The sequence below is a fragment of the Streptomyces sp. NPDC096079 genome, from assembly GCF_040303145.1.
Lineage (GTDB): Bacteria > Actinomycetota > Actinomycetes > Streptomycetales > Streptomycetaceae > Streptomyces.
In genome coordinates, this window is the sequence record NZ_JBEOST010000011.1 from 66103 (window position 1) to 89619 (window position 23517).

Here is a 23517-nt window from a genome sequence, read left to right on the forward strand (position 1 = left end):
GTACGGTTTCTGCAGATGAGAGAAACACCCCGGGCGGAGCCTCCCCAGCCCCGTCCACACCGTGCCATTGCGCACGCCCCCGGGGCCTCGTGCCCCGGAACTCCTCACCGATCGGATGGCCGCCCGCCCCATACCCCCCGGGGCGCGCGGCAGCCCGGTCATCACGGCCGCCCTGGAACCACCCCCCCTGTTCCAGGGCGGCCGGCTCTCTTCTCGGCGCTCGTCGCCCTCGTCGTCGTGACCTGGCAGGTGCTCGTCCACGGCCCCTTGGCCAGGCTCGACGAGCGGGTGTCCCGCTCCGTGGTGGACTCGGTCCCCCGGCGGCTGAGCGAACTCGCCTCCGACCTCGGGAACATGACCGTCGCCCTGCCCGTCCTCGCCTGCGCGATGGCGTACGCGGTGTGGCGGGGCCGGCGCGTCGCCGCGCTGTACGCGGGGCTCGCCATGGCCGCCGTACCCCTCCTGGTGGTTCCGCTGAAGGAGTGGACCGCCCGCCCGGGCCCGCTGGAGCCCTGGGCCGCGGGCTACTACCCCTCGGGTCACACGGCCACGGCGGCGGTCGCCTACTTCGGCGCGGCCTTCCTGGTGTCGAGACGACTGATCCCCGTCGCCGCCGTGCTGACGGCGGTGACGGGGACCGGTCTCGTGCTGCGGGGCTTCCACTGGCCGCTGGACGTGTTCGCCAGTCTCTCCCTCTCGCTGATCGTGCTGGGCGTCAGCTCCAGTTGTACGCGTCGAAGTTCTGCGAGAACTGCCACTGGTTGTAGCGGTCCCAGTTGATCGACCAGGTCATCAGGCCGCGCAGGGCCGGCCACGTGCCGTGGGTCTGGTAGCTGCCGCAGTTCGTCTTCTTCGTGAGGCAGTCCAGGGCCTTGTTCACCTCGGCCGGAGCGGTGTGGCCGTTGCCGGCCTGGGTGGAGGCGGGGAGGCCGATGGCGACCTGTTCGGGGCGGAGCGCCGGGAAGAAGCGGTCCGTGTTGCCGGCGACCGGGAAGCCGGTGAGGAGCATGTCGGTCATGGCGATGTGGAAGTCGGCGCCGCCCATCGAGTGGTACTGGTTGTCGAGGCCCATGATGGAGCCCGAGTTGTAGTCCTGGACGTGCAGCAGGGTCAGGTCGTCGCGCAGGGCGTGGATGACCGGCAGGTAGGCGCCGGCGCGCGGGTCCTGGCCGCCCCAGGGGCCCGAGCCGTAGTACTGGTAGCCGAGCTGGACGAAGAAGGTCTCCGGGGCCATGGTCAGGACGAACTTCGCGCCGTACTTGGCCTTGAGGGTCTTGACCGCCTGGATCAGGTTGACGACGACCGGGCTGGTCGGGTTCCGGAAGTCGGTGTCGCCGGTCTGGAGCGAGAGCGAGTGGCCCTCGAAGTCGATGTCGAGGCCGTCGAGGCCGTACTCGTCGATGATCTTCGAGACGGAGGAGACGAAGGTGTCGCGGGCCGCGGTGGTGGCGAGCTGCACCTGGCCGTTCTGGCCGCCGATGGAGATGAGGACCTTCTTGCCGGCGGCCTGCTTGGCCTTGATCGCGGCCTTGAAGTCGGCGGGCGACTCGACTCCGGGGCATTCGGTCGCGGGGCAGAGGCTGAAGCGGATGTCGCCCGAGGTCACCGAGGTCGGTTCGCCGAAGGCCAGGTTGATGACGTCCCAGGAGTCGGGGACGTCGGCCATGCGGGTGTAGCCGGAGCCGTTGGCGAAGCTGGCGTGGAGGTAGCCGACGAGGGCGTGCGCCGGCAGCGCTCCGCCCCCGCCCCCGCCGCCGGAGGTCGTGGTCGCGGTCACGGCGGAGGACTTCGGGGACTCTCCGGCGCTGTTCACGGCGGTGACCTGGAAGGTGTACGGGGTGGAGGCCGTGAGGCCGGAGACGGTCGCCGAGGGCGTGGTGACCGTCTGGACCCGGGTGGATCCCTGATAGACGTGGTAGGACGTGGCGCCGGAGACCGCCGTCCAGGTCAGCGGCACCGTGGTGGAGGTCGGGGAGCCGGCCGTGAGCCCGGTGGGGGCGGCCGGGAGCTGGACGGGGTCGCCGCCGGGGCCGTACAGGGAGAGGTCGTCGGCCTGGTAGGCGGGGGTGCCGTACCAGCCGTGGGTGTAGATCGTGACCGAGGTGGTGGCGGCGCCCGTGGTGAACGAGGTGGTGAGCTTCTGCCAGTCGGGGGCGGAGCCCGTCCAGGTGGAGACGTCGGTGGTGCCGGTGCCCGACGCGCCGAGGTAGACGTAGCTGCCGCGGACCCAGCCGCTGAGCGTGTAGCTGGAGTTGGGTTTCACGGTCACGGTCTGGGAGCACTTGGCGTTGTCGCTGCCGGCCGGGGTGGCCTGGAGCGCCTTCGTCCCGCCGTGCACGGGTGACGGGACGACGGCTCCGCTGCCGGCCGTGCAGGTCCAGCCGTCGAGGCCGGCCTCGAAGCCGCCGTTGCGGGCGAGTTCGGTGTCGGCGGCCTGGGCCGCCGGGGTGAGGGCGAGGAGCCCGCCGGCGGCGAGGGAGCCCGCCAACAGCAGGGTGAGGGGTCTGGTGCGGTCCACAACTGCCTCCGGGGGTGGGGGAATCGAGGTGGAGCGCGCCACAGCATGGTCCAGACCAATCAAGTGGTCAAGACCTCTGTACGGCCCGGGGCGTCAGTCGGAGCGCCCCTCCCCCCTGGCCAGCCGGCCCGCCGCCTCGTGCATCGCCAGCTCCAGGAGCGAGGCGTCGGTGAGGGTGCCCAGGCCGTCCGGCGTCACCAGCCAGCGCGCCGCACCCGTCACCCGCCCCGGGTACGGGGCGACGATCCAGGTCCCGGCGCCCGCCCCGCGCACCCCGGTGCCGAGCCAGCGGGCGGCGGTGCCCGGCGGGACGAAGAAGCCCAGCCGGGCGTCGCCGAAGTCGGCCAGGACCGGACCGGGCCGGTCCACCAGACGGCTCAGCACGTCGAGCGTGGGATGGCCGAGCTCCCCCGGCAGGATCAGCACGTCCCAGCGCCTGCCGGCGGGCAGCAGGGCGACCCCGTGCGGGCTGCGCTCCCACTCCCACCGGCAGGCCTCGGGATCCGGCGCGACCGAGGCCAGCCACTCCACCGCGGCCCTGACGCCAGAAGCCCCCGTACCAGTCATCGCGACGATCTCCTCTCCGTGTGGACACGGTGTCCACACGGAGAGAGCGGGTACGGGGGCTTCTCTTACGCGGCTTCGACTACCCGCCGAAAGTGACCTGCATCACAGCGCTGCTCAGCTGTCGAAGCCGAGGCCGAGCCGGTCCATGGCCTTCAGCCACAGGTTGCGCCGCCCGCCGTTCTCGTCGGCGCGGGCGAGCGACCACTTGGTGATGCCGATGCCGGCCCAGGCGACCGGCTCGGGCGGGAACGGAAGCGGCTTGGAGCGGACCATCTCCAGGTCGGTGCGCTCGGTGCGCTCCCCCGCGAGCAGGTCGAGCATCACGTCGCCGCCGAAGCGGGTCGCGCCGACGCCGAGGCCGGTGAACCCGGCCGCGTACGCCACCTTCCCCCGGTGGGCCGTGCCGAAGAAGGCCGAGAAGCGCGAGCAGGTGTCGATCGCGCCGCCCCAGGCATGGCTGAAGCGGAGCCCCTCCAGCTGCGGGAAGCAGCGGAAGAAGTGCTCGGCGAGCTTGAGGTACGTCTCCGGGCGGTGGTCCATCTCGGCGCTGACCTTGCCGCCGAACGGATAGATCGCGTCGTAGCCGCCCCACAGGATGCGGTGGTCCGCGGTGATCCGGAAGTAGTGGAACTGGTTCGCGGAGTCGCCGAGGCCCTGCCGGTTCTTCCAGCCCACGGAGGCGAGCTGCTCGGCGCTGAGCGGCTCGGTCATCAGGGCGTAGTCGTAGACCGGGACGGTGTACGCCCGGACGCGCTTGACCAGCGACGGGAAGACGTTGGTGCCGAGCGCGACCCGGCCGGCGACGACCTTGCCGTACGGCGTGCGGACGCCCATGCCGGCACCGACCGGGACCAGCTGGAGGCCGGGGGTGTTCTCGTAGATCCGGACGCCCAGGTCGAGGCAGGCCCGCTTCAGGCCCCAGGCCAGCTTGGCCGGGTGGAGCATGGCGACGCCGCGCTTGTCCCACATGCCGCCGAGGAAGGTGGGCGAGTCGACCTCGGCCCGTACGGCGTCGCGGTCGAGGAGTTCGACGCCGTCCGCGAGCCCGAGCCGTTCGAGCTCCTCGTACACCTCGGTCAGTTCCTCGACCTGGTACGGCTCGGTGGCGACGTCGATCTCGCCGGTGCGCTCGAACTCGCAGTCCAGCGCGTAGCGGGCGACGGCCTCCTCGATGGCGTCGAGGTTTCGCTCGCCGAGCCGCTCCAGCTTCGGCAGCTCGCCCGGCCAGCGGGCGAGGCCGTTGCCGAAGCCGTGCGTGAGGGAGGCCGCGCAGAAGCCTCCGTTGCGGCCCGAGGCGGCCCAGCCCACCTCGCGGCCTTCGATCAGGACGACATCCTTGGAGGGGTCGCGCTCCTTGGCGAGGAGCGCGGTCCACAGTCCGCTGTATCCGCCGCCGACCACGAGGAGGTCGCACTTCTCGGTGCCGGTGAGGGCGGGCAGGGCTCCGGGCTTGCCGGGGTCTTCCAGCCAGAAGGGGACGGGCTGGGCGTCGGAGAGAGATTGTGCAGCGAGACGCATGGCGACTGGGGCCATGGTTTCCAACTCCTTCGGTGCCTGAGACGGCTTTCGCTCAGGCTGTTGCTGTCTTCTTGCGCCGGTTCGTAATGATTTGCCCGGCCACGACCATCACTACCGCGAGGACGAACATCGCGGTGCCGATGACGTTGATCTGAACGGGGGTGCCACGCTGCGCCGAGCCCCAGACGAACATGGGGAAGGTGACGGTGGAGCCCGCGTTGAAGTTGGTGATGATGAAGTCGTCGAACGAGAGCGCGAAGGCGAGCAGCGCGCCGGCGGCGATGCCGGGCGCGGCGATCGGCAGGGTGACCCGCAGGAAGGTCTGCGCCGGGCCCGCGTAGAGGTCGCGCGCGGCCTCCTCCAGGCGCGGGTCCATGGACATGACCCGGGCCTTGACCGCCGTCACGACGAACGACAGGCAGAACATGATGTGGGCGATCAGGACCGTCCAGAAGCCCAGCTCGATGCCCATGTTGAGGAAGAGCGTGAGCAGCGAGGCGGCCATGACGACCTCGGGCATCGCCATCGGCAGGAAGATCAGCGAGTTGATCGCGCCGCGTGCCCGGAAGCGGTAGCGGACCAGCGCGAAGGCGATCATCGTGCCGAGCAGGACCGCGCCGATCGTCGCCCAGGCGGCGAGCTGGAGCGAGAGCGAGAGCGACTCGCACATGTCGGCGACGCCGCAGGGGTCCTTCCAGGCGTCGAGGGAGAACTCCTGCCAGGAGTAGTTGAAGCGTCCCTTCGGCTTGTTGAAGGAGAACGCCATCACCACGAGGTTCGGCAGGATCATGTACGCGAGCGTCAGCAGGCCCGCGATGACGACGAGGTTGCGTCGTACCCAGCGCATCAGACCAGGTCCTCCGTTCCGGCACGGCGGATGTACACGGTGACCATGCCCAGCACGATCGCCATGAGGATGAAGGAGAGCGCGGCCGCCGTCGGGTAGTCGAGCACCCGGAGGAACTGCGACTGGATGACGTTGCCGACCATCTTGGTGTCGGTCGAGCCGAGCAGTTCGGCGTTGACGTAGTCGCCGCTCGCCGGGATGAAGGTGAGCAGGGTGCCGGAGACCACGCCCGGCATCGACAGCGGGAAGGTCACCTTGCGGAAGGTGGTGGCCGGGGAGGCGTACAGGTCCTGCGCCGCCTCGTGCAGCCGGCCGTCGATCCGCTCCAGGGAGGTGTAGAGGGGCAGGATCATGAACGGCAGGAAGTTGTACGTGAGACCGCAGACCACGGCCATCGGCGTGGCGAGGACGCGGTCGCCCTCGGTCCAGCCGAGCCAGCTGGTGACGTCCAGGAAGTGGAGGGCGTTGAGCGCCTCGACCACCACGCTGTCGTCGGCCAGGATCGTCTTCCACGCGAGCGTCCGGATGAGGAAGCTGGTGAAGAAGGGCGCGATGACGAGGACGAGGAGCAGGTTCCGCCAGCGGCCGGCCTTGAAGGCGATCAGATACGCCAGCGGGTAGCCGAGCAGCAGACAGAGCAGGGTCGCGGTCCCGGCGTACAGCAGGGAGCGGACGAACTGCGGCCAGTACTCCTGGAAGGCGTCCCAGTACGTCTGGAAGTGCCAGGTGACCGCGAAGCCCTGCTCCAGGGAGCCGGTCTGCACCGAGGTCGAGGCCTGGTAGACCATGGGCAGCGCGAAGAAGACGACCAGCCAGATGATGCCGGGCAGCAGCAGCCAGTACGGGACGAGCCGCTTGCGGGTGGAGGGCTTGCGCAGAACCGGTTCCTCCGTCGGAGGAGCGGCCTTCTCCAGGGTGGTGGTCACGAGGCGTCCTCCACCGTCTCCACGCCCGCGTCGATGTCCTGCGCCGCGTCGAGGCCGAAGGTGTGCGCCGGGTTCCAGTGCAGGACGACCTCGGCGCCGGGGCGCAGTCGCGCGTCCCGCTCGATGTTCTGCTCGTAGACCTGGAGCTCCGCGCCCGCCGGGCTGTTCACCACGTACTGGGTGGAGACGCCGATGAAGGAGGAGTCGACGATCCGGCCGGTGACCCGGTTGCGGCCGTCGGCGACCTTCCCCGCGTCGTCGGCGTGCGCGAGGGAGATCTTCTCGGGGCGGACGCCCACGAGCACCTTGCCGCCCTGGCGGACGGCGGGGGTACAGCGCTCGCCGGGCACCCGGAGCTTCCCGCCGCCGGCCGTGACGATCACGTCGGTGCCGGTCTCGACGACCTCGGCCTCGATCAGGTTCGAGGTGCCGAGGAAGTTGGCGACGAAGGTGGTCTGCGGGTTCTCGTACAGGTCGGCGGGGGCGCCGAGCTGCTCGACCCGGCCGCCGTTCATCACCGCGACCTGGTCGGCCATCGTCATGGCCTCCTCCTGGTCGTGGGTGACGTGCACGAAGGTGATGCCGACCTCGGTCTGGATGCGCTTGAGCTCCAGCTGCATCTGGCGGCGCAGCTTGAGGTCGAGGGCGCCGAGCGGCTCGTCGAGGAGCAGCACCTGCGGGTGGTTGATGAGCGCGCGGGCGACGGCGACGCGCTGCTGCTGGCCGCCGGAGAGCTGGTGCGGCTTGTGGCGGGCCTTGTCGCCGAGCTGGACGAGCTCCAGCATGTCGTCGACCTGCTTCTTCACCGACTTGATGCCGCGGCGGCGCAGGCCGAAGGCGATGTTCTCGGATATGTCCATGTGCGGGAAGAGGGCGTAGGACTGGAAGACGGTGTTGACCGGCCGCTTGTACGGCGGGAGGTCGGTGACGTCCTTGTCGCCGAGGAAGACGGTGCCGGTGCTCGGGTCCTCCAGGCCGGCGATCATGCGCAGCGTGGTGGTCTTGCCGCAGCCGGAGGCGCCGAGCAGGGCGAAGAAGGAGCCCTGCGGGACGGTCAGGTCCAGGGGGTGGACGGCGTGGAACGAGCCGTACGACTTGCTGATCCCGGTGAGACGGACGTCGCCGCCGGTGTTCTTTCCGGTGTGAGCAGTCTTGTCAGTCATGGGTGCGGTCCCAGGGGAGTGAGAGAGGTGGACGAGGCCGGACTCAGGCGCCGATGAGCTTGGCGAACTTCTCCTCGTACGCCGTCTCCTCCGCGCTGGTGAGCGAGCGGAAGGCGTGGGACTTCTTGGCCATGGCCTTGTCCGGGAGGATCAGCGTGTTGTTCGCGAGCTCGGGGTCGATCTTGGCGAGCTCGTCCTTCACCCCGTCGACGGGGCAGACGTAGTTGATGTACGCGGCGAGCTGGGCGGCGACGGGAAGCTCGTAGTAGTGGTCGATGAGCTTCTCGGCGTTCGTCTTGTGCCGGGACTGCGCGGGGACGAGCAGGTTGTCGCTGGAGGTGATGTATCCGGCGGACGGGATGGAGTACTTGATGTCCGGGTTGTCGGCCTGGAGCTGGATGATGTCGCCGGCCCAGGCGAGGCAGGCGGCGATGTCGCCCTTGTCCAGGTCGGAGGTGTAGTCGTTGCCGGTGAAGCGGCGTATCTGCTTCTTGTCGACGCCCTTCTGGAGGCGCCCGATCGCCGCGTCGTAGTCGGCGTCCGTGAACGTCCCCGGGTCCTTGCCCATGTCGAGCAGGGTCATGCCGACGGAGTCGCGCATCTCGGTGAGGAAGCCGACCCGGCCCTTGAGCGCGGGGTCGTCGAGGAGCTGGGTGACCGAGTCGACCTTCTTTCCGCCGGTCGCCTTGACGTTGTACGCGATGACGGTCGAGATGCCCGTCCACGGGTACGAGTAGGACCGGCCCGGGTCCCAGTCGGGGCGGCGGAACTGGGCGGACAGGTTCGCGTACGCGTTGGGCAGGTTCGCCGGGTCGAGCTTCTGGGCCCAGCCGAGCCGGATGATGCGGGCGGCGAGCCAGTCGGTGACGCAGATCAGGTCGCGGCCGGTGTCCTGTCCGGCCGCGAGCTGCGGCTTGATCTTGCCGAAGAACTCGACGTTGTCGTTGATGTCCTCGGTGTACTTGACCTTGATCCCGGTGCGCTTCTGGAACGCCTCCAGGGTCGGACGGGACTTCTCGTCCTCGCTGACGTCCATGTACTCGGTCCAGTTGGAGAAGGCGACGCTCTTCTCCTTGGCCGAGTCGTCCGTGGAGGCGGGGCCCTGGCCCTCCCGCTTGGCGGGCGGGATGCCGCAGGCGCTCAGGCCGGCGAGTCCGCCGACGGTGAGCGCGCCGACGCCGCCCGCGCGCAGCATCGAACGGCGGCTGAGGGCGCCCCGGCCGCTCGTCAGGCTGCGCCGTATCGCCGCCAGCTGGGCGGCGGACAGGCTGTCGGGCTCGTACTGCTCCATGCGCTGTGCCCTTTCGGGAGGGGTGGGGCCGCTGGTCGGGCGGCGGGCTGCTATCGGTCCCCGAAGATCGTGCGGTGCCAGTCCTTCGCGGCCACCGCGGTGTTGTCGAACATCACGTGCTTGACCTGCGTGTACTCCTCGAAGGAGTACGCCGACATGTCCTTTCCGTAACCGGAGGCCTTGGTGCCGCCGTGGGGCATCTCGCTGATGATCGGGATGTGGTCGTTGACCCACACACATCCCGCCTTGATCTCCCGCGTGGCACGGTTGGCCCGGTAGACGTCACGGCTCCACGCGGAGGCGGCGAGGCCGTAGGGGGTGTCGTTGGCGAGCCGGATGCCCTCGTCGTCGCCGTCGAAGGGCAGGGCCACCAGGACCGGACCGAAGATCTCCGACTGCACGACCTCGCTGTCCTGCGCGGCGCCGATGATCAGGGTGGGACGGTAGTATGCGCCGTTCTTGAGCTCTCCACCAGGGGCTTCACCGCCGGTGACGACCGTCGCGTAGTCGCGGGCGCGCTCGACGAAGCCGGCGACGCTGTCGCGGTGGCGATGGCTGACGAGCGGACCGAGGTCGGTGCCGGCCGCGAAGGGGTCGCCGACGCGGACGCTGTCCATGAGTTCCGCGACCCGGGCGACGAAGGCGTCGAAGAGCGGGCGCTGCACGTACGCGCGCGTGGCGGCGGTGCAGTCCTGGCCGCTGTTGATGAGGGAGGCGGCGACGGCGCCGTGGGCGGCGGCCTCCAGGTCGGCGTCGTCGAAGACGAGGAACGGGGCCTTGCCGCCGAGTTCGAGATGGAGCCGCTTCACGGTGGCGGTGGCCACCTCGGCGACCCGCTTGCCGACCGGGGTGGAGCCGGTGAAGGAGGTCATGACGACGTCGGGGTGGCCGACGAGGTGCTCGCCGACGACCCGCCCCGAGCCGCTGACGACGTTGATCACACCGTCGGGGATGCCGGCCTCCTTCGCGGCCTGCGCGAACATCAGGGAGGTCAGCGGGGTCAGCTCGGCCGGCTTCAGGACGATCGTGTTGCCCGCGGCGATCGCCGGGAGGATCTTCCAGGCGGCCATCTGGAGGGGGTAGTTCCAGGGGGCGATGGAGCCGACGACGCCGATCGGCTCGCGCCGGATGTACGAGGTGTGGTCACCGGTGTACTCGGCGGCCGACTGGCCCTGGAGGTGGCGGGCGGCCCCCGCGAAGAAGGACGTGTTGTCGATGGTGCCGGGGACGTCGAACTCGGTGGTGAGCTTGAGCGGCTTGCCGCACTGGAGCGACTCGACCCGGGCGATCTCCTCGGACCAGTCGGCGAGCACGCCCGCGAGGCGGTGCAGCGCGTCGGAGCGCTCGCCCGGGGAGGCGCCCGCCCAGCCCGGGAAGGCGGCCTTGGCGGCGGCGACGGCCTCGTCCACGTCGGCGGTGGAGGCGAGGACGTAGGTGTAGACGCTCTCCCCCGTCGCCGGGTCGATCACGCTGTGTTCCTGATCTGAGGTTCCGGCACGGAGCCTTCCGCCGATGTACTGCGCGCCGTCCGCGAAGCGGTCCGTCACCTGGAAGCGGTTGCTCATGACGCTCTCCGTTGTCCCAGCTCGAATTGAGTGCCGATCCTGGCATGGGGATAGTGGTCCAACAAGTGATTCCGTTGTTGCCTTTTGGTTACGCGACGGAATCGGTCGACCATATGTCGAGGCCGCCGGAAAATCTCCGTACGGAGTGTCCGTGGCGGATGCCAGACTCGCATGTATGACCAAGATCGAAGAGCTGACACAGCAGGTCACCCGGGGTGACCGAGTGAAATGGCTGCACTTCTGGGGGCACCGTCCCCACCCCGACGGGCGCCTCTCCGCGAGCTGTCTGAGCCAGTGGTGGCCGTCGCCCTTCGTGGTCGACGGCGTCGCCTACGCGACGGCCGAGCACTGGATGATGGCGGCCAAGGCCCGCCTCTTCGGGGACGCCGAGGCCGAGCGGGCCGTGCTGGCCGCCCGTACGCCCGCCGAGGCCAAGAACGCGGGCCGGCTGGTGCGGGGCTTCGACGAGGCCGTCTGGCAGCGCGAGCGCTTCGGGATCGTCGTCGAGGGCAGCGTCCACAAGTTCTCCGCCGACGAGGCCCTGCGCTCCTACCTCCTGGGCACGGGCGAGCGCGTCCTGGTGGAGGCCAGCCCGCTGGACCGGATCTGGGGCATCGGGCTCGCCGCGGACGCCCCCGGCGCCCACGACCCGTCCCGCTGGCGCGGGCTCAACCTGCTGGGCTTCGCCCTGATGGAGGCCCGGGAGCGGCTGCGCTCGGCGCCCGACGCGTGAAGGGCCCCGCACCGGTCGGTGCGGGGCCCCTCTCACGTGCGTCACGGCGTCAGTGGGCGTCGCCCTCGATCTGGAGGACCGAAGCGAACGGGTCGTCGGACCCGGAGTCCTCGAAGGACGTGCTGTCCTGGGAGATCGCCCAGATCATGAAGCCCAGGAACACGGCGCTGACCAGGATGCCGATCGAGCCGAGCACGATGCCGGCGATCGCCATGCCCCGGTTGGTCGCCTCGCCCCGGTTGACCTTCTTCATGCCGATGATGCCGAAGATCAGCGCCAGGATGCCGAGGATCACGCCCAGGCCGTACATGCAGAAGCCCGCGACGGCGATGATGCCGAGCACCATCGCGGCCGTGCCCAGGCCGTTGGACGGGGACTGCTGCCAGCCGGGCTGTCCCGGCTGCGGGTACCCCGAGCCGTAGGCGGGGTAGCCGTACCCGGGCGCGCCCGGGGCCGGCGTCGGGGCCGCCGCCGGGTAGCCGTAGCCGCCGGAGGTGTCGGCCGGATAGCCGTAGCCGGGCGCGGCCGCGGGCCCGCCGGGGGCGACCGGCGGCGGCGGGACGTCCCCGCCCCCGGTGCCCGGCGCGGCCGGGAAGGCCGTCATCGTCGGCTGGTCGTGCACCGGCGGGGGCGACGGCGCCGCCGGCTTGCTCAGTTCCACCCCGTCGCGGTTCGGCGGAGCCCACGGGTCGGTCGGGTCGTACCCGCCCCGCGACTGGTCTTGGTTGTCGGACATGGGCCTCCCCCATCGTGGTCACGCCATGCTACGGCCTCACCCCTGAGAGGGAACCGACCGGCCTACGATGATCCGATGACCGATCTCCACCCCTTCATCGCGGGGCTCCCCAAGGCGGAGCTGCACGTCCACCACGTCGGTTCGGCCTCCCCCCGGATCGTCGCCGAACTCGCGGCCCGGCACCCCGACTCCAAGGTCCCCACGGACCCGGAAGCCCTCACCGACTACTTCACGTTCACGGACTTCGCCCACTTCATCGACGTCTACCTGTCGGTCGTCGACCTGGTGCGCACCCCCGAGGACGTCCGGCTGCTGACCTTCGAGGTCGCCCGGGACATGGCCCGGCAGAACATCCGCTACGCCGAGCTGACCATCACCCCGTACTCCTCCACGCGTCGCGGCATCGACGAGCGCGCCTTCATGGCGGCGATCGAGGACGCCCGCAAGGCAGCCGAGGCCGAGTTCGGCACGATCCTGCGCTGGTGCTTCGACATCCCCGGCGAGGCCGGCCTGGTCTCCGCCGAGGAGACCGCGCGGCTCGCCACCACCGACGGTCTGCGCCCGGAGGGCCTGGTCTCCTTCGGCCTCGGCGGCCCGGAGATCGGTGTGCCGCGCCCGCAGTTCAAGCCCTACTTCGACCGGGCACGTGCGGCCGGTCTGCACTCGGTCCCGCACGCGGGCGAGACGACCGGCCCGGAGACCGTCTGGGACGCGATCCGCGAGCTGGGCGCCGAGCGCATCGGCCACGGCACCAGCTCCGCCCAGGACCCCGAGCTGCTCGCGTACCTCGCCGAGCACCGGATCGCCCTGGAGGTCTGCCCCACCTCGAACATCGCGACCCGGGCCGTCGCCACCCTGGAGGAGCACCCGATCCGGCAGATGGTCGACGCCGGGGTCCTCGTCACGATCAACAGCGACGACCCGCCGATGTTCGGCACGGACCTCAACAACGAGTACGTCGTCGCCGCCCGTCTCCTCGGCCTCGACGAGCGCGGTGTCGCCGCCCTCGCCAAGAACGCGGTGGAGGCCTCCTTCCTCGACGCGGACGGCAAGGCCAGGATCGCCGCCGAGATCGACACGTACACGAACGACTGGCTGGCGCGCTGACGCCGACGAGAATGGGGCCATGCGCCCTGTCACTGTCGTAGCCCACCGCGGCGACCCGTACCGCGTCCGCGAGAACACGCTCCCCTCGATCGCCTCGGCGATCGAGCAGGGGGCGGACGCGGTCGAGATCGACGTCCGGCTGACGGCCGACGGGGTGCCCGTCCTCCTCCACGACGACACCCTCAAGCGGCTGTGGGGCCACGACCGGCCGCTCTCCGGGCTCTCTCACCAGCTGCTGCGCGAGCTGACCGGCGACGGCGTGCCGACCCTCCGGGAGGCGCTGATCGTCGCCGGGGACCACCGGCTGATGCTGGACCTGCCGGGCGGGAACGAGGACTCGGTCCGCGCGATCGTCCGTACGGTCCGCGAGTGCGGGGCCGGGGAGCGCGTCTACTACTGCGCGGGCGCCGTGGCCATGCTGCAGGTGCGGGCCGCCGACCCGGCCGCCGAGATCGCCCTGACGTGGACCTCGCTCGCCCCGCCCCGCCCGGTGCTGCTCGACGCCGTGCGGCCCCGGTGGCTCAACTACCGCTTCGGCCTGGTGAGTCGGGAGCTGACGGAGCGGGTCCACCGGGACGGGCTGCTGGTCTCGGCCTGGACGGCGGACACCCGGCGCACCATGCGTAAGCTGATCACGAACGGGGTCGACTCGGTCACCACGAACCGGGTCGACGCACTGGCCGCCGTGCTCCGAAGGACTCACCCATGAACGACCGGATCCGGACCGACATCGCCCACAACGCCCGCGTGTGGAACTACTGGCTGGGCGGCAAGGACAACTACCCCGTGGACCGCGCGGTCGGCGACCGGGTCACCGGCTTCTACCCGAGCATCGGCGACGTCGCGCGCGCCGACCGGGCCTTCCTCGGGCGGGCGGTGACGCATCTGGCGGCCGACGCCGGCCTGCGCCAGTTCCTGGACATCGGTACGGGCCTGCCGACCGCCGACAACACCCACGAGGTGGCGCAGCGGGTCGCGCCCGACGCGCGGATCGTCTACGTCGACAACGACCCGATCGTCCTCACGCACGCGCGTGCGCTCCTGACGAGCGCGCCGGAGGGCGTCACGGAGTACGTCGACGCCGACGCGCACGACCCGGAGCGGATCGTCGCGGCGGCCGTGGGGACGCTCGACCTCTCGCGCCCGGTCGCGGTGATGATGCTCGGCATCCTCAACTTCGTCCTGGACACCGACAAGGCCCGGTCGGTCGCGCGGACCCTGATGGCCGCCATGCCCTCCGGCAGCCACCTGGTGCTGACGCACCCGACCCTGGAGCCGGAGCTCGGCGGCGAGGGCAACAAGGCCGCGATGGACTTCTGGAACGAGCACGCGACCCCGCCGATCACCGCCCGCACCCGGGAGGAGTTCGCCTCCTTCTTCGACGGTCTCGACCTGCTCGACCCGGGCATCGTGTCCTGCTCGCGGTGGCGCGGGGCGGAGGGGCCCGTGGTGGCGCAGTTCGGTGCGGTGGGCCGCAAGCCGTAATGGACATACGGGGGATGCGGGAGCTGCGCACCTGGGGGGCCGCGCATCCCCGCGCGGTGGACATCGGCCTCGCGCTGGTCGTGCAGGCGGCGATGACGATGCCGTTCGTGGTGCCGCGCGGGCCCGAGCTGGAACCGGCGACCTGGCCCGCGTACGGTCTGACGACGCTCACGGTGGTGCCGCTGGTGTGGCGGCGGCGCGCGCCGATGACGGTGCTGCTCGCGATCCTCGCGACGAGCGCGCTGTACAAGCTGGCCGTCGAGGGGCCGGGGCAGCCGCTGCCGTACACGGGTCTGGTGAGCGTCTACACGATCGCGGTGCTCGCACCGCCGTGGCAGCGGCTGGTGACGGCGGGGCTCATGCTGGTCGCGGTGCCAGCCTCGGTGTGGCTCAACACCCAGTCGGCGCGCGAACTCACCTTCTCCCTCTTCGTGTTCGGCGCGGCCTACGCCTTCGGGCGGCTGACCGAGGCACGGCAGCGGGAGCGGGCCGTGGAGACGGAGCGGGCGGCGGCGCGCGAACGGGCCAGGATCGCCCGGGAGATGCACGACATCCTCTCGCACGCGGTGAGCCTGATGATCGTGCAGGCGGAGGCCGGTCCGCTGGCCGTGCGGGCGGCGCCGGAGCGGGCGGAGGCCGCGTTCGACGCGATCTCGGCGGCGGGCCGCGACGCGATGGCCCAACTGCGCGGGATGCTGGGCGTGCTGCGGGAGGGCGAGGACGCGCCGAGGGCGCCGCAGCCGGGGATCGGCGATCTTCCCGCGCTCCTGGACCGGGTGCGGGAGGGCGGTCTGGCCGTCGGGTACGCGACGGAGGGCGGGGTGCGGGCGGTGCCCGCGGCGACCGGCGCGAGCGTCTACCGGATCGTGCAGGAGGCGCTGACGAACGTGGTGAAGCACGCGAAGGCCCGGACGGTCGACGTCCGGCTCGTGCACGCCGAAGGGGTCCTGCGGGTCACGGTGACCGACGACGGGCGCGGCCCGCAGGGCGGTCCCGGCGGGCACGGACTCGTGGGCATCGGGGAGCGGGCCGCCGCGCACGGCGGGACGGTACGGACGGGGCCCGGCCGGGACGGCCGGGGGTTCGAGGTGCGGGTGCTGCTGCCCGTGGGGAAGGAGACCGCATGACGATCCGGGTGGTGGTCGCGGACGACCAGGAACTGGTGCGGAGCGGCTTCGCGATGATCCTGGACGCGCAGCCGGACATCGAGGTGGTGGCGGAGGCCGGGGACGGGGCGGAGGCCGTCGAGGCGGTGCGCCGGCTGGCGCCCGACGTGGCGCTGCTCGACATCCGGATGCCCCGGACGGACGGCATCGAGGCCTGCCGGGTGATCAGCGCGGAGTCCGCCTGCCGGACGGTGATGCTGACGACCTTCGACACCGACGCGTACGTGTACGAGGCGCTGCACGCGGGCGCGAGCGGCTTCCTGCTGAAGGACGTGCGGCGGGACGACCTGGTGCACGCGGTACGGGTGGTGGCGGCGGGCGACTCGCTGCTCGCGCCGTCCGTGGCCCGGCGGCTCGTGGAGCAGTACACGGCGGGCGGGCCGCGCCGGAACGATCCCCGGCTCGACGTCCTCACGGGCCGGGAGCGCGAGACGCTGCTGCTGCTCGCGCGGGGCCTGTCGAACGCGGAGATCGCGGCGGAGCTGGTGGTCAGCGACCACACGGTGAAGACGCACGTGGGGAACGTGCTGGCCAAGCTGGGGCTGCGGGACCGGATCCAGGCGGTGATCTGCGCGTACGAGACGGGCCTGGTCGCGGCGGGCTCTCCCCCGCTCGGGGGAGCCGTCGGGCCCGGCCCCTCCCCCGCGCCGGGGAGGAACTGAGCCGGCGAAGACCGCCGGTGCGGGCGATCCGCTGACCGGCGCCGGTCAGCAGGATGGAGCCATCGAGAACAACGGCTCTCACCAACGGAGTTGACCATGAGGACGTCCACCCGCACCCTGCTCGCCGCCGCCCTCGTCCTGGGCGTCGCGGCGGGCCCGGCGCTCACCCCGGCCTTCGCGGCGCCCGGGCCCGCGCTCTCCGCGGCCGAGGCCCGGTCCGCCGATCTGTCGTCGGTGATCGCGGGACTCCCCCGGGCCGACGCGACGGCCGCGCTGGTCCGGGTCGGCGGCACGGAGGGGTCCTGGCGGGGCAGCGCCGGCGTGCACGACCTGGAGTCGGCGGCGCCGGCGGATCCGGCGGCCCGCTTCCGGGCCGGTTCGGTGACGAAGGTGTTCACGGCGGCGACGGTCCTGCAGCTGGCGGCCGAGGGCCGGATCGATCTGGACCGGCCGGCCCGCGCGTACCTCCCGGATCTGATCCCCGGCCGCTACGCCACGGTGACCGTGCGCCAGCTCCTGAACCACACCCACGGCATCCCGGCCGCCGACATGCCGGGCGAGACGGTCGAGGAGTGGTACGCGAACCGCTTCGTGGTCCACACCCCGGAGGAGATGGTGCGTTCGGCGACGGCGCAGCCGCGGGAGTTCCGGCCGGGCACGAAGCAGCACTACCTGAACATCGGCTACACGATCGCGGGCCTGATCGTGGAGCGGGTCACGGGCGACTCGTACGAGCACCAGGTGGAGCGCCGGATCCTGCGCCCGCTGGGGCTGCGGGACACGTACTTCCCGGGCGCGGACCCGGAGATCAGGGGCCCGCACAACCACGGTTACCAGTCGATGCGGCTCGACGACGGCTCGACGGGGCTGCGGGACGTGTCGGTGTGGGGGGCGACGGACGGCTGGGCGGCCGGTGACCTCGTCTCGACCACCGCCGATCTGGAGCGCTTCACCCGGGTCCTGTTCAGGGGCGGTGTGGTGCGCGGTCCGCTCCTGGAGGAGATGTTCACGCTCCCGAAGGTCCCGGACCTCTCGTCCGGCAAGCCGGCCGCGTACTCCGCCGGTCTGTCGATGAAGCGACTGGGCGGCCGCGAGGTCTGGGGCAAGACCGGCGGCCGCTGGGGCTACAACACGGCGATCGCCTCGACCCGCGACGGCGCCCGCACGCTCGTCTACAGCGTCAACGCCACCGACGCCAAGGGCCAGGACATGAACCCCACGGCCCTCGGCCTGATGGTGGCGGCCTACGGCCTGCCGGACTGAACGGGGCGCAGGGCCTCCAGCCGCTTGATCAGCCCGCGTACGTGGAGCAGCGGCAGGATCCCGATGACGCCGAAGGACATGTCGATGACCGACCACCAGAAGGGGATGCCCCGGACCGGTCCGCAGATCAGGGCGAGCGGGATGATGCCCACGCAGGCGATCATGCCGAACTCGACGACCCAGATGTTGCGGACGGGGTCGCGGTAGGGGCCGTGGAACGCGACCGCGATGACGAGGTGGGCGAAGGCCAGCCAGTCGGTGCCATACAGCAGGTACGGGGCCTGGCCGTCGGCCGCCGCGACGCCGCCCGAGACTCGGTGGATCCACTCGGCGAGGCCGGGCAGGAGGTCGGCGGCCGGGGACGCCCAGCCGGTCAACGCGGAGTCGAGGAGCCGGAGTTCGGTGACGAGCGGGAACGCGGTGGCCCCGCTGAGGACCAGGCAGACGACGAAGACGATCAGCCAGACGCGGATGCGCTTGAGGAGGGCTCTCGGCCCGTTCGTGTCGCTCACGGGAACAACGTACACCTCTCTTGAACGTGTTCAGAAAGGTGGGGTGGTTATTTTTGAGCGCGTTCAGAAGCGAGCGGAGACCGTGCGTCCCACAGCGTGCGCCAGCACCGTCGCCCCCGCCGCCACCGCGAGTCCCGCCGCCACGCTCGCCGGACCCGACGGTCGCAGCACCCCCGCCCGCCGCAGCCTGCCGCGGGCCCAGAGGGAGAAGGGGATGACGACGAGCGGGGAGGTGGCCGCGCCCGGGGTCACGTCCCGCGCGGCGGCGGCCTGGGCGAGGTGAACGAGCCCGTGCAGCCCGAATCCGTTCACCGCGCCCTGGTAGAAGGCGGACCGGCCGCCGCTGCGCGCACCGGACACGGCGGCGGCGCCGACGATCACCGCCATCACCCCGACCGCCGCGGCGAACTCGCGCTCGTCGACGGACTCGACGGCCTTCCACACCCGCTCCGGCACCGCGGGGAAGCGCTCGCGCAGCGCCGGGACGTTCTCCCGGACCCAGCGCGGCCCGCGCGCCAGCTCCTCGGCGTCGTGCACCGCCCACGCGAGGAACAGGCCGTAGGTGACAAGCGAGTTGATACGTGTGTCCGTCATGATCGTGGAACTCACAGCCCCACGATCGAGTTCCACCTCTTCGCGAACTCCTGGCGCTCCTCGGAGGTGATGTCCCGGGCGATGGCCAGCCGGCTCCGCATGCCGGCGTCCGGGAAGATCAGCGGGTCCTCGGCGAGCGCCACCAGCTCCTCGTCGCCGGAGTCGGCGAGGACCTGCTGGGCGGCGGGCACGGGGCAGACGTAGTTGACCCAGGCGGCGAGTTCGGCGGCGACCTCCGGCTCGTAGTAGTAGTCGACGAGCTTCTCGGCGTTGGTCTTGTGCTGCGCGAGGTTGGGGATCATCAGGGACTCGGCCCAGAGCTCGGCCCCCTCCTCGGGCACGACGAACTCGATGTCCGGGTTGTCGGCCTGGAGCTGGATGACGTCGCCGGAGTACGCCTGACAGGCCAGCACGTCACCGGTGGACAGGTCCTTGATGTAGTCGTTGCCGGTGAAGCGCCGGATGTGCTTGGTCCGCACGAGCCCCTCGATCTGCTCGCACAGGGCGTGGAAGTCGTCGCCGGTCCACTGGGTGACGTCGACGCCGTTGCCCAGCATGAGCAGGGCGAACGACTCGTCGAGCCCGGACAGCAGGGTGACCTTCCCGCGCAGGTCGTCGGCCCACAGCTCCTTGGTGGAGCGCAGCTCCCGGCCGAGCTTCCTGCGGTTGTACGCGATGCCGGTGATCCCGGACTGCCAGGGCACGCTGTGCAGCCGGCCGGGGTCGAAGGCGGGCGTCCTCAGCTGCGGGCTGAGGTTCTTCGCGACGTGCGGCTGGGCGGCGCGGTCCATCTCCTGGACCCAGCCGAGCCGGACGAAGCGGGCGGCCATCCAGTCGCTGACGACGATCAGATCGCGGCCGGTCTCCTGGTGGTTCATCAGGGACGGACTGATCTTGCCGAAGAACTCGTCGTTGTCGTTGATCTCCTCGGTGTACCGCACGGAGATCCCGGTCCGCTTCCGGAAGGCGTCCAGGGTGGGCCTCTTCGACGCGTTCTCGTCGTCGGTGTCGATGTAGAGCGGCCAGTTCGCGAAGTCGAGCGTCCGGTCGCGCGCCGAGAGGTCCCGGCCGGCCCGGTCGCCCTCCTCGACGTAGGCGGCGGGGACCCCGCAGCCGGCGAGCAGAGCCGCGGCGCCCACACCGCCGACACCGCGCAGCAGGGACCGGCGGGACACGTTTTTCCTGGCAGTCGCTCTCACCCGAGCAGCATCCCCGCCGGGCGCGACGTGCGGCAATGGACGGTCCGTCGAGCGACGGCGCGCGGCCCCGACACCCTGTCGATCAAGGGTGCCGGGGCCGCGCGGAGGCCGGGAGGATCAGCCCAGGGAGGTCATGACGTGCTTGATGCGCGTGTAGTCCTCGAAGCCGTAGGCGGAGAGGTCCTTGCCGTAGCCGGACTTCTTGTAGCCGCCGTGGGGCATCTCGGCGACGAGCGGAATGTGGGTGTTGATCCACACACAGCCGAAGTCGAGGGCCTTGGACATGCGCATCGCGCGCGCGTGGTCCTTGGTCCAGACGGAGGAGGCGAGGGCGTACTCGACGCCGTTCGCGAACTCCAGGGCCTGGGCCTCGTCCGTGAAGGACTGGACGGTGATGACCGGGCCGAAGACCTCGTTCTGGACGATCTCGTCGTCCTGGTTGAGGCCGGAGACGACCGTCGGGGCGTAGAAGTAGCCCTTGTCGCCGACACGGTGGCCGCCGGCCTCGACCTTGGCGTGAGCCGGGAGGCGGTCGATGAAGCCGGAGACCTGCTTCAGCTGGTTGGCGTTGTTGAGCGGGCCGTACAGCACGTCCTCGTCGTCCGGCTGCCCGGTCTTCGTCTCGGCGGCGGCCTTGGCGAGGGCGGCGACGAACTCGTCGTGGATGGACTCGTGCACGAGGACGCGGGTCGCGGCCGTGCAGTCCTGGCCGGCGTTGAAGAAGCCCGCGACCGAGATGTCGCCGACGGCGGCCTCGATGTCGGTGTCCTCGAAGACGACGACCGGGGCCTTGCCGCCCAGCTCCAGGTGGACGCGCTTGACGTCCTTGGCCGCCGACTCGGCGACCTGCATGCCGGCGCGGACCGAGCCGGTGATGGAGGCCATCGCCGGGGTCGGGTGCTCGACCATGGCCTTGCCCGTCTCGCGGTCGCCGCAGACGACGTTGAAGACGCCCTTGGGGACGATCTGACCGATGATCTCGGCCATCAGGACCGTCGACGCGGGGGTCGTGTCCGAGGGCTTGAGGACGACGGTGTTGCCCGCGGCGAGGGCCGGGGCGAACTTCCACACGGCCATCATCATCGGGTAGTTCCACGGCGCGACCTGGGCGCAGACGCCGACCGGCTCGCGGCGGATGATGGAGGTCATGCCCTCCATGTACTCGCCGGCCGAGCGGCCTTCGAGCATCCGGGCGGCACCCGCGAAGAAGCGGATCTGGTCCACCATCGGCGGGATCTCCTCGCTCGCGACGAGGGCGGTCGGCTTGCCGGTGTTCAGCACCTCCGCGGCGATGAGGTCCTCGGCGCGCTCCTCGAACGCGTCCGCGATCTTGAGGAGCACCTTCTGGCGCTCGGACGGCGTGCTGTCACGCCAGGCGGGGAACGCCGCCGCGGCGGCCTCCATGGCGGCGTCGACGTCGGTCTGCCCGGAGAGCGGGGAGGTGGCGTACACCTCACCGGTGGCCGGGTTGACCACCTCGATGGTGCGGCCGTCGGCCGCGTCGCGGAACTCCCCGTTGATGTAGTTACGCAGCCGGCGCAGCTCGGTGGTCACTTGCCACCCCTCCTGTCACGTTCTGTCTTCGCACGTCCTTGTGCGGTGTCCCGATGGGCGAGACACCCCAGCCTAATCGCTCGACTGACGCTTTCAACAGCCCCGACCCTCCGCAACTTCGGATTCGGTGAGATCAGGAGCCCATCACAACGAATTTCATCGCTCCGGGCTTGCACGACAGACAATCTCGGTGCACAGTGAAGCCGTGGCCAGTCGAAGCACAGACTCCAGAACCGGAACCGGTTCGTCCCCGACGATCGATGCCGTCTCCCTGGCGATCATCGAGCAGCTCCAGCAGGACGGACGCCGTCCCTACGCGGCGATAGGCAAGGCCGTAGGCCTCTCCGAAGCCGCCGTACGGCAGCGCGTCCAGAAGCTGCTCGACCAGGGCGTCATGCAGATCGTCGCCGTCACCGACCCGCTCACCGTGGGATTCCGGCGGCAGGCGATGGTCGGCATCAACGTCGAGGGTGACCTTGATCCGGTAGCGGACGCACTGACGGACATGGCCGAATGTGAGTACGTGGTGATGACCGCGGGCTCCTTCGACCTCATGGTGGAGATCGTCTGCGAGGACGACGACCACCTCCTGGATGTGATCAACAAGCGCATCCGCACACTCCCCGGAGTGCGCTCCACCGAGAGCTTCGTCTACCTCAAGCTCAAGAAGCAGACCTACATGTGGGGAACTCGATAACCGTGACCCAGGACCTGTCCAAGACCGCGTACGACCACCTGTGGATGCATTTCACCCGCATGTCGTCCTACGAGCACAACCCCGTCCCCACCATCGTCCGTGGTGAGGGCACCTACATCTTCGACGACAAGGGCAAGCGCTACCTCGACGGTCTCGCGGGTCTCTTCGTGGTCAACGCCGGACACGGCCGCAAGGAGCTGGCCGAGGTCGCGTACAAGCAGGCCCAGGAGCTCGCGTTCTTCCCCGTGTGGTCGTACGCGCACCCCAAGGCCGTCGAGCTCGCCGAGCGCCTCGCGGACTACGCCCCGGGCGACCTCAACAAGGTCTTCTTCACCACCGGTGGCGGCGAGGCCGTCGAGACCGCCTGGAAGCTCGCCAAGCAGTACTTCAAGCTGCAGGGCAAGCACACCAAGTACAAGGTCATCTCGCGTGCGGTCGCCTACCACGGCACCCCGCAGGGCGCCCTGTCCATCACCGGCCTGCCGGCCCTGAAGGCCCCCTTCGAGCCGCTGGTCCCCGGCGCGCACAAGGTGCCGAACACCAACATCTACCGCGCCCCGATCCACGGCGACGACCCCGAGGCCTTCGGCCGCTGGGCCGCCGACCAGATCGAGCAGCAGATCCTCTTCGAGGGCCCCGACACCGTCGCGGCCGTCTTCCTGGAGCCGGTGCAGAACGCCGGTGGCTGCTTCCCGCCGCCGCCCGGCTACTTCCAGCGCGTCCGCGAGATCTGCGACCAGTACGACGTGCTGCTCGTCTCCGACGAGACGATCTGCGCCTTCGGCCGCCTCGGCACGATGTTCGCCTGTGACAAGTTCGGCTACGTGCCGGACATGATCACCTGCGCCAAGGGCATGACCTCGGGCTACTCCCCGATCGGCGCCTGCATCGTCTCGGACCGCATCGCGGAGCCGTTCTACAAGGGCGACAACACCTTCCTGCACGGCTACACCTTCGGTGGCCACCCGGTGTCCTCGGCGGTCGCGATCGCCAACCTCGACATCTTCGACAAGGAAGGCCTCAACCAGCACGTGCTGGACAACGAGGGCGCCTTCTTCTCGACGCTGCAGAAGCTGCACGACCTGCCGATCGTCGGCGACGTCCGCGGCAACGGCTACTTCTACGGCATCGAGCTCGTCAAGGACAAGGTCACCAAGGAGTCCTTCACCGACGAGGAGACCGAGCGCGTCCTGTACGGCTTCCTCTCCAAGGCGCTGTTCGACAACGGCCTGTACTGCCGTGCCGACGACCGTGGCGACCCGGTCATCCAGCTGGCCCCGCCGCTGATCGCGGACCAGGGCACCTTCGACGAGATCGAGGGCATCCTGCGCAACGTGCTCACCGAGGCGTGGACCAAGCTGTAAGCACCAGGCTGCACGGACCCCGCCCCCGAGGGTCCCCCCAGCATCACGCC

The 23517-nt window shown here is 70.6% G+C and carries 23 protein-coding genes; 10 read left to right on the forward strand and 13 right to left on the reverse strand.

Annotation, left to right across the window (positions count from 1 at the left end; translation table 11 throughout):
• The first annotated feature begins 15 nt into the window (after window positions 1-15).
• Complete coding sequence (locus tag ABTY59_RS22435) at window positions 16-780, forward strand: phosphatase PAP2 family protein (RefSeq protein ID WP_502995406.1); 765 nt, start codon at window positions 16-18, stop codon at window positions 778-780.
• Here ABTY59_RS22435 and ABTY59_RS22440 read toward each other — a convergent pair.
• The 8 genes from ABTY59_RS22440 to ABTY59_RS22475 form a co-directional block, all read right to left on the reverse strand.
• A complete protein-coding gene (locus ABTY59_RS22440) occupies window positions 716-2518 on the reverse strand; it encodes a chitinase (protein WP_352020790.1) in 1803 nt (600 codons plus the stop codon). The genes ABTY59_RS22435 and ABTY59_RS22440 overlap by 65 nt on opposite strands.
• 93 nt (window positions 2519-2611) lie before the next feature.
• Window positions 2612-3085, reverse strand: coding sequence for a hypothetical protein (locus tag ABTY59_RS22445; protein WP_352020791.1), 474 nt, complete (start codon window positions 3083-3085; stop codon window positions 2612-2614).
• Window positions 3086-3199: 114 nt separating this feature from the next.
• Window positions 3200-4618 (reverse strand): NAD(P)/FAD-dependent oxidoreductase, encoded by a 1419-nt coding sequence (locus ABTY59_RS22450; protein WP_352020792.1) that lies wholly within the window; start codon window positions 4616-4618, stop codon window positions 3200-3202.
• 37 nt (window positions 4619-4655) lie between these two features.
• A complete protein-coding gene (locus ABTY59_RS22455) occupies window positions 4656-5450 on the reverse strand; it encodes an ABC transporter permease (protein WP_352020793.1) in 795 nt (264 codons plus the stop codon).
• Complete coding sequence (locus ABTY59_RS22460) at window positions 5450-6376, reverse strand: ABC transporter permease (protein WP_352020794.1); 927 nt, start codon at window positions 6374-6376, stop codon at window positions 5450-5452. Before ABTY59_RS22460 ends, ABTY59_RS22455 begins: the two co-directional genes overlap by 1 nt.
• Window positions 6373-7539, reverse strand: a complete 1167-nt coding sequence (locus ABTY59_RS22465) for an ABC transporter ATP-binding protein (RefSeq protein ID WP_352020795.1) — start codon at window positions 7537-7539, stop codon at window positions 6373-6375. The genes ABTY59_RS22460 and ABTY59_RS22465 overlap by 4 nt, the downstream gene beginning before the upstream one ends.
• Window positions 7540-7582: 43 nt before the next feature.
• Window positions 7583-8830 carry an ABC transporter substrate-binding protein gene (locus ABTY59_RS22470; RefSeq protein ID WP_352020796.1) on the reverse strand — a complete coding sequence of 416 codons (1248 nt, stop codon included), beginning with the start codon at window positions 8828-8830 and terminating at the stop codon, window positions 7583-7585.
• Window positions 8831-8880: 50 nt separating this feature from the next.
• On the reverse strand, window positions 8881-10395 hold the full coding sequence (locus ABTY59_RS22475) for a gamma-aminobutyraldehyde dehydrogenase (RefSeq protein WP_352020797.1): 1515 nt from the start codon (window positions 10393-10395) through the stop codon (window positions 8881-8883).
• Between the two features lie 175 nt (window positions 10396-10570).
• Here ABTY59_RS22475 and ybiA point away from each other — a divergent pair, with 175 nt between their 5' ends.
• Window positions 10571-11128, forward strand: a complete 558-nt coding sequence (gene ybiA / locus ABTY59_RS22480; RefSeq protein ID WP_352020798.1) for a riboflavin biosynthesis intermediates N-glycosidase — start codon at window positions 10571-10573, stop codon at window positions 11126-11128.
• 49 nt (window positions 11129-11177) lie between these two features.
• Here the strand turns inward: ybiA and ABTY59_RS22485 are convergent, their stop codons facing one another.
• On the reverse strand, window positions 11178-11864 hold the full coding sequence (locus ABTY59_RS22485; RefSeq protein ID WP_352020799.1) for a DUF4190 domain-containing protein: 687 nt from the start codon (window positions 11862-11864) through the stop codon (window positions 11178-11180).
• Window positions 11865-11939: 75 nt separating this feature from the next.
• On the opposite strand from ABTY59_RS22485, the gene ABTY59_RS22490 reads away from it, so the two are divergent.
• From ABTY59_RS22490 to ABTY59_RS22515, 6 genes are all read left to right on the forward strand, one after another.
• Entirely contained in the window at window positions 11940-12971 is a 1032-nt protein-coding gene (locus ABTY59_RS22490; RefSeq protein WP_352020800.1) for an adenosine deaminase, read from the forward strand.
• A 19-nt stretch (window positions 12972-12990) separates the two neighbouring features.
• A complete protein-coding gene (locus tag ABTY59_RS22495) occupies window positions 12991-13680 on the forward strand; it encodes a glycerophosphodiester phosphodiesterase (RefSeq protein ID WP_352020801.1) in 690 nt (229 codons plus the stop codon).
• Window positions 13677-14456, forward strand: coding sequence for an SAM-dependent methyltransferase (locus ABTY59_RS22500; RefSeq protein WP_352020802.1), 780 nt, complete (start codon window positions 13677-13679; stop codon window positions 14454-14456). The genes ABTY59_RS22495 and ABTY59_RS22500 overlap by 4 nt, the downstream gene beginning before the upstream one ends.
• 14 nt (window positions 14457-14470) lie before the next feature.
• Window positions 14471-15583 carry a sensor histidine kinase gene (locus ABTY59_RS22505; RefSeq protein WP_352020803.1) on the forward strand — a complete coding sequence of 371 codons (1113 nt, stop codon included), beginning with the start codon at window positions 14471-14473 and terminating at the stop codon, window positions 15581-15583.
• Complete coding sequence (locus tag ABTY59_RS22510; protein ID WP_352020804.1) at window positions 15580-16284, forward strand: response regulator; 705 nt, start codon at window positions 15580-15582, stop codon at window positions 16282-16284. Before ABTY59_RS22505 ends, ABTY59_RS22510 begins: the two co-directional genes overlap by 4 nt.
• Before the next feature lie 96 nt (window positions 16285-16380).
• Window positions 16381-17547, forward strand: a complete 1167-nt coding sequence (locus ABTY59_RS22515; RefSeq protein ID WP_352020805.1) for a serine hydrolase domain-containing protein — start codon at window positions 16381-16383, stop codon at window positions 17545-17547.
• Here ABTY59_RS22515 and ABTY59_RS22520 read toward each other — a convergent pair.
• The 4 genes from ABTY59_RS22520 to ABTY59_RS22535 all read right to left on the reverse strand — a co-directional run bounded on the left by ABTY59_RS22520 (window position 17529) and on the right by ABTY59_RS22535 (window position 21406).
• A complete protein-coding gene (locus tag ABTY59_RS22520; RefSeq protein ID WP_352020806.1) occupies window positions 17529-18059 on the reverse strand; it encodes a hypothetical protein in 531 nt (176 codons plus the stop codon). The two genes, ABTY59_RS22515 and ABTY59_RS22520, sit on opposite strands and share 19 nt — an antisense overlap.
• Window positions 18060-18122: 63 nt before the next feature.
• Complete coding sequence (locus ABTY59_RS22525; protein ID WP_352020807.1) at window positions 18123-18653, reverse strand: HXXEE domain-containing protein; 531 nt, start codon at window positions 18651-18653, stop codon at window positions 18123-18125.
• Window positions 18654-18664: 11 nt separating this feature from the next.
• Window positions 18665-19828 (reverse strand): ABC transporter substrate-binding protein, encoded by a 1164-nt coding sequence (locus tag ABTY59_RS22530; protein WP_352020808.1) that lies wholly within the window; start codon window positions 19826-19828, stop codon window positions 18665-18667.
• A gap of 141 nt (window positions 19829-19969) precedes the next feature.
• Window positions 19970-21406: a gamma-aminobutyraldehyde dehydrogenase gene (locus ABTY59_RS22535; RefSeq protein WP_352020809.1), complete on the reverse strand. Its 1437-nt coding sequence runs from the start codon at window positions 21404-21406 to the stop codon at window positions 19970-19972.
• Window positions 21407-21596: 190 nt separating this feature from the next.
• Between ABTY59_RS22535 and ABTY59_RS22540 the strand changes: the two genes are divergently transcribed.
• Window positions 21597-22103 (forward strand): Lrp/AsnC family transcriptional regulator, encoded by a 507-nt coding sequence (locus ABTY59_RS22540; protein WP_352020810.1) that lies wholly within the window; start codon window positions 21597-21599, stop codon window positions 22101-22103.
• A complete protein-coding gene (locus ABTY59_RS22545) occupies window positions 22088-23467 on the forward strand; it encodes an aspartate aminotransferase family protein (protein ID WP_352020811.1) in 1380 nt (459 codons plus the stop codon). Before ABTY59_RS22540 ends, ABTY59_RS22545 begins: the two co-directional genes overlap by 16 nt.
• The last annotated feature ends 50 nt before the right edge of the window (window positions 23468-23517 follow it).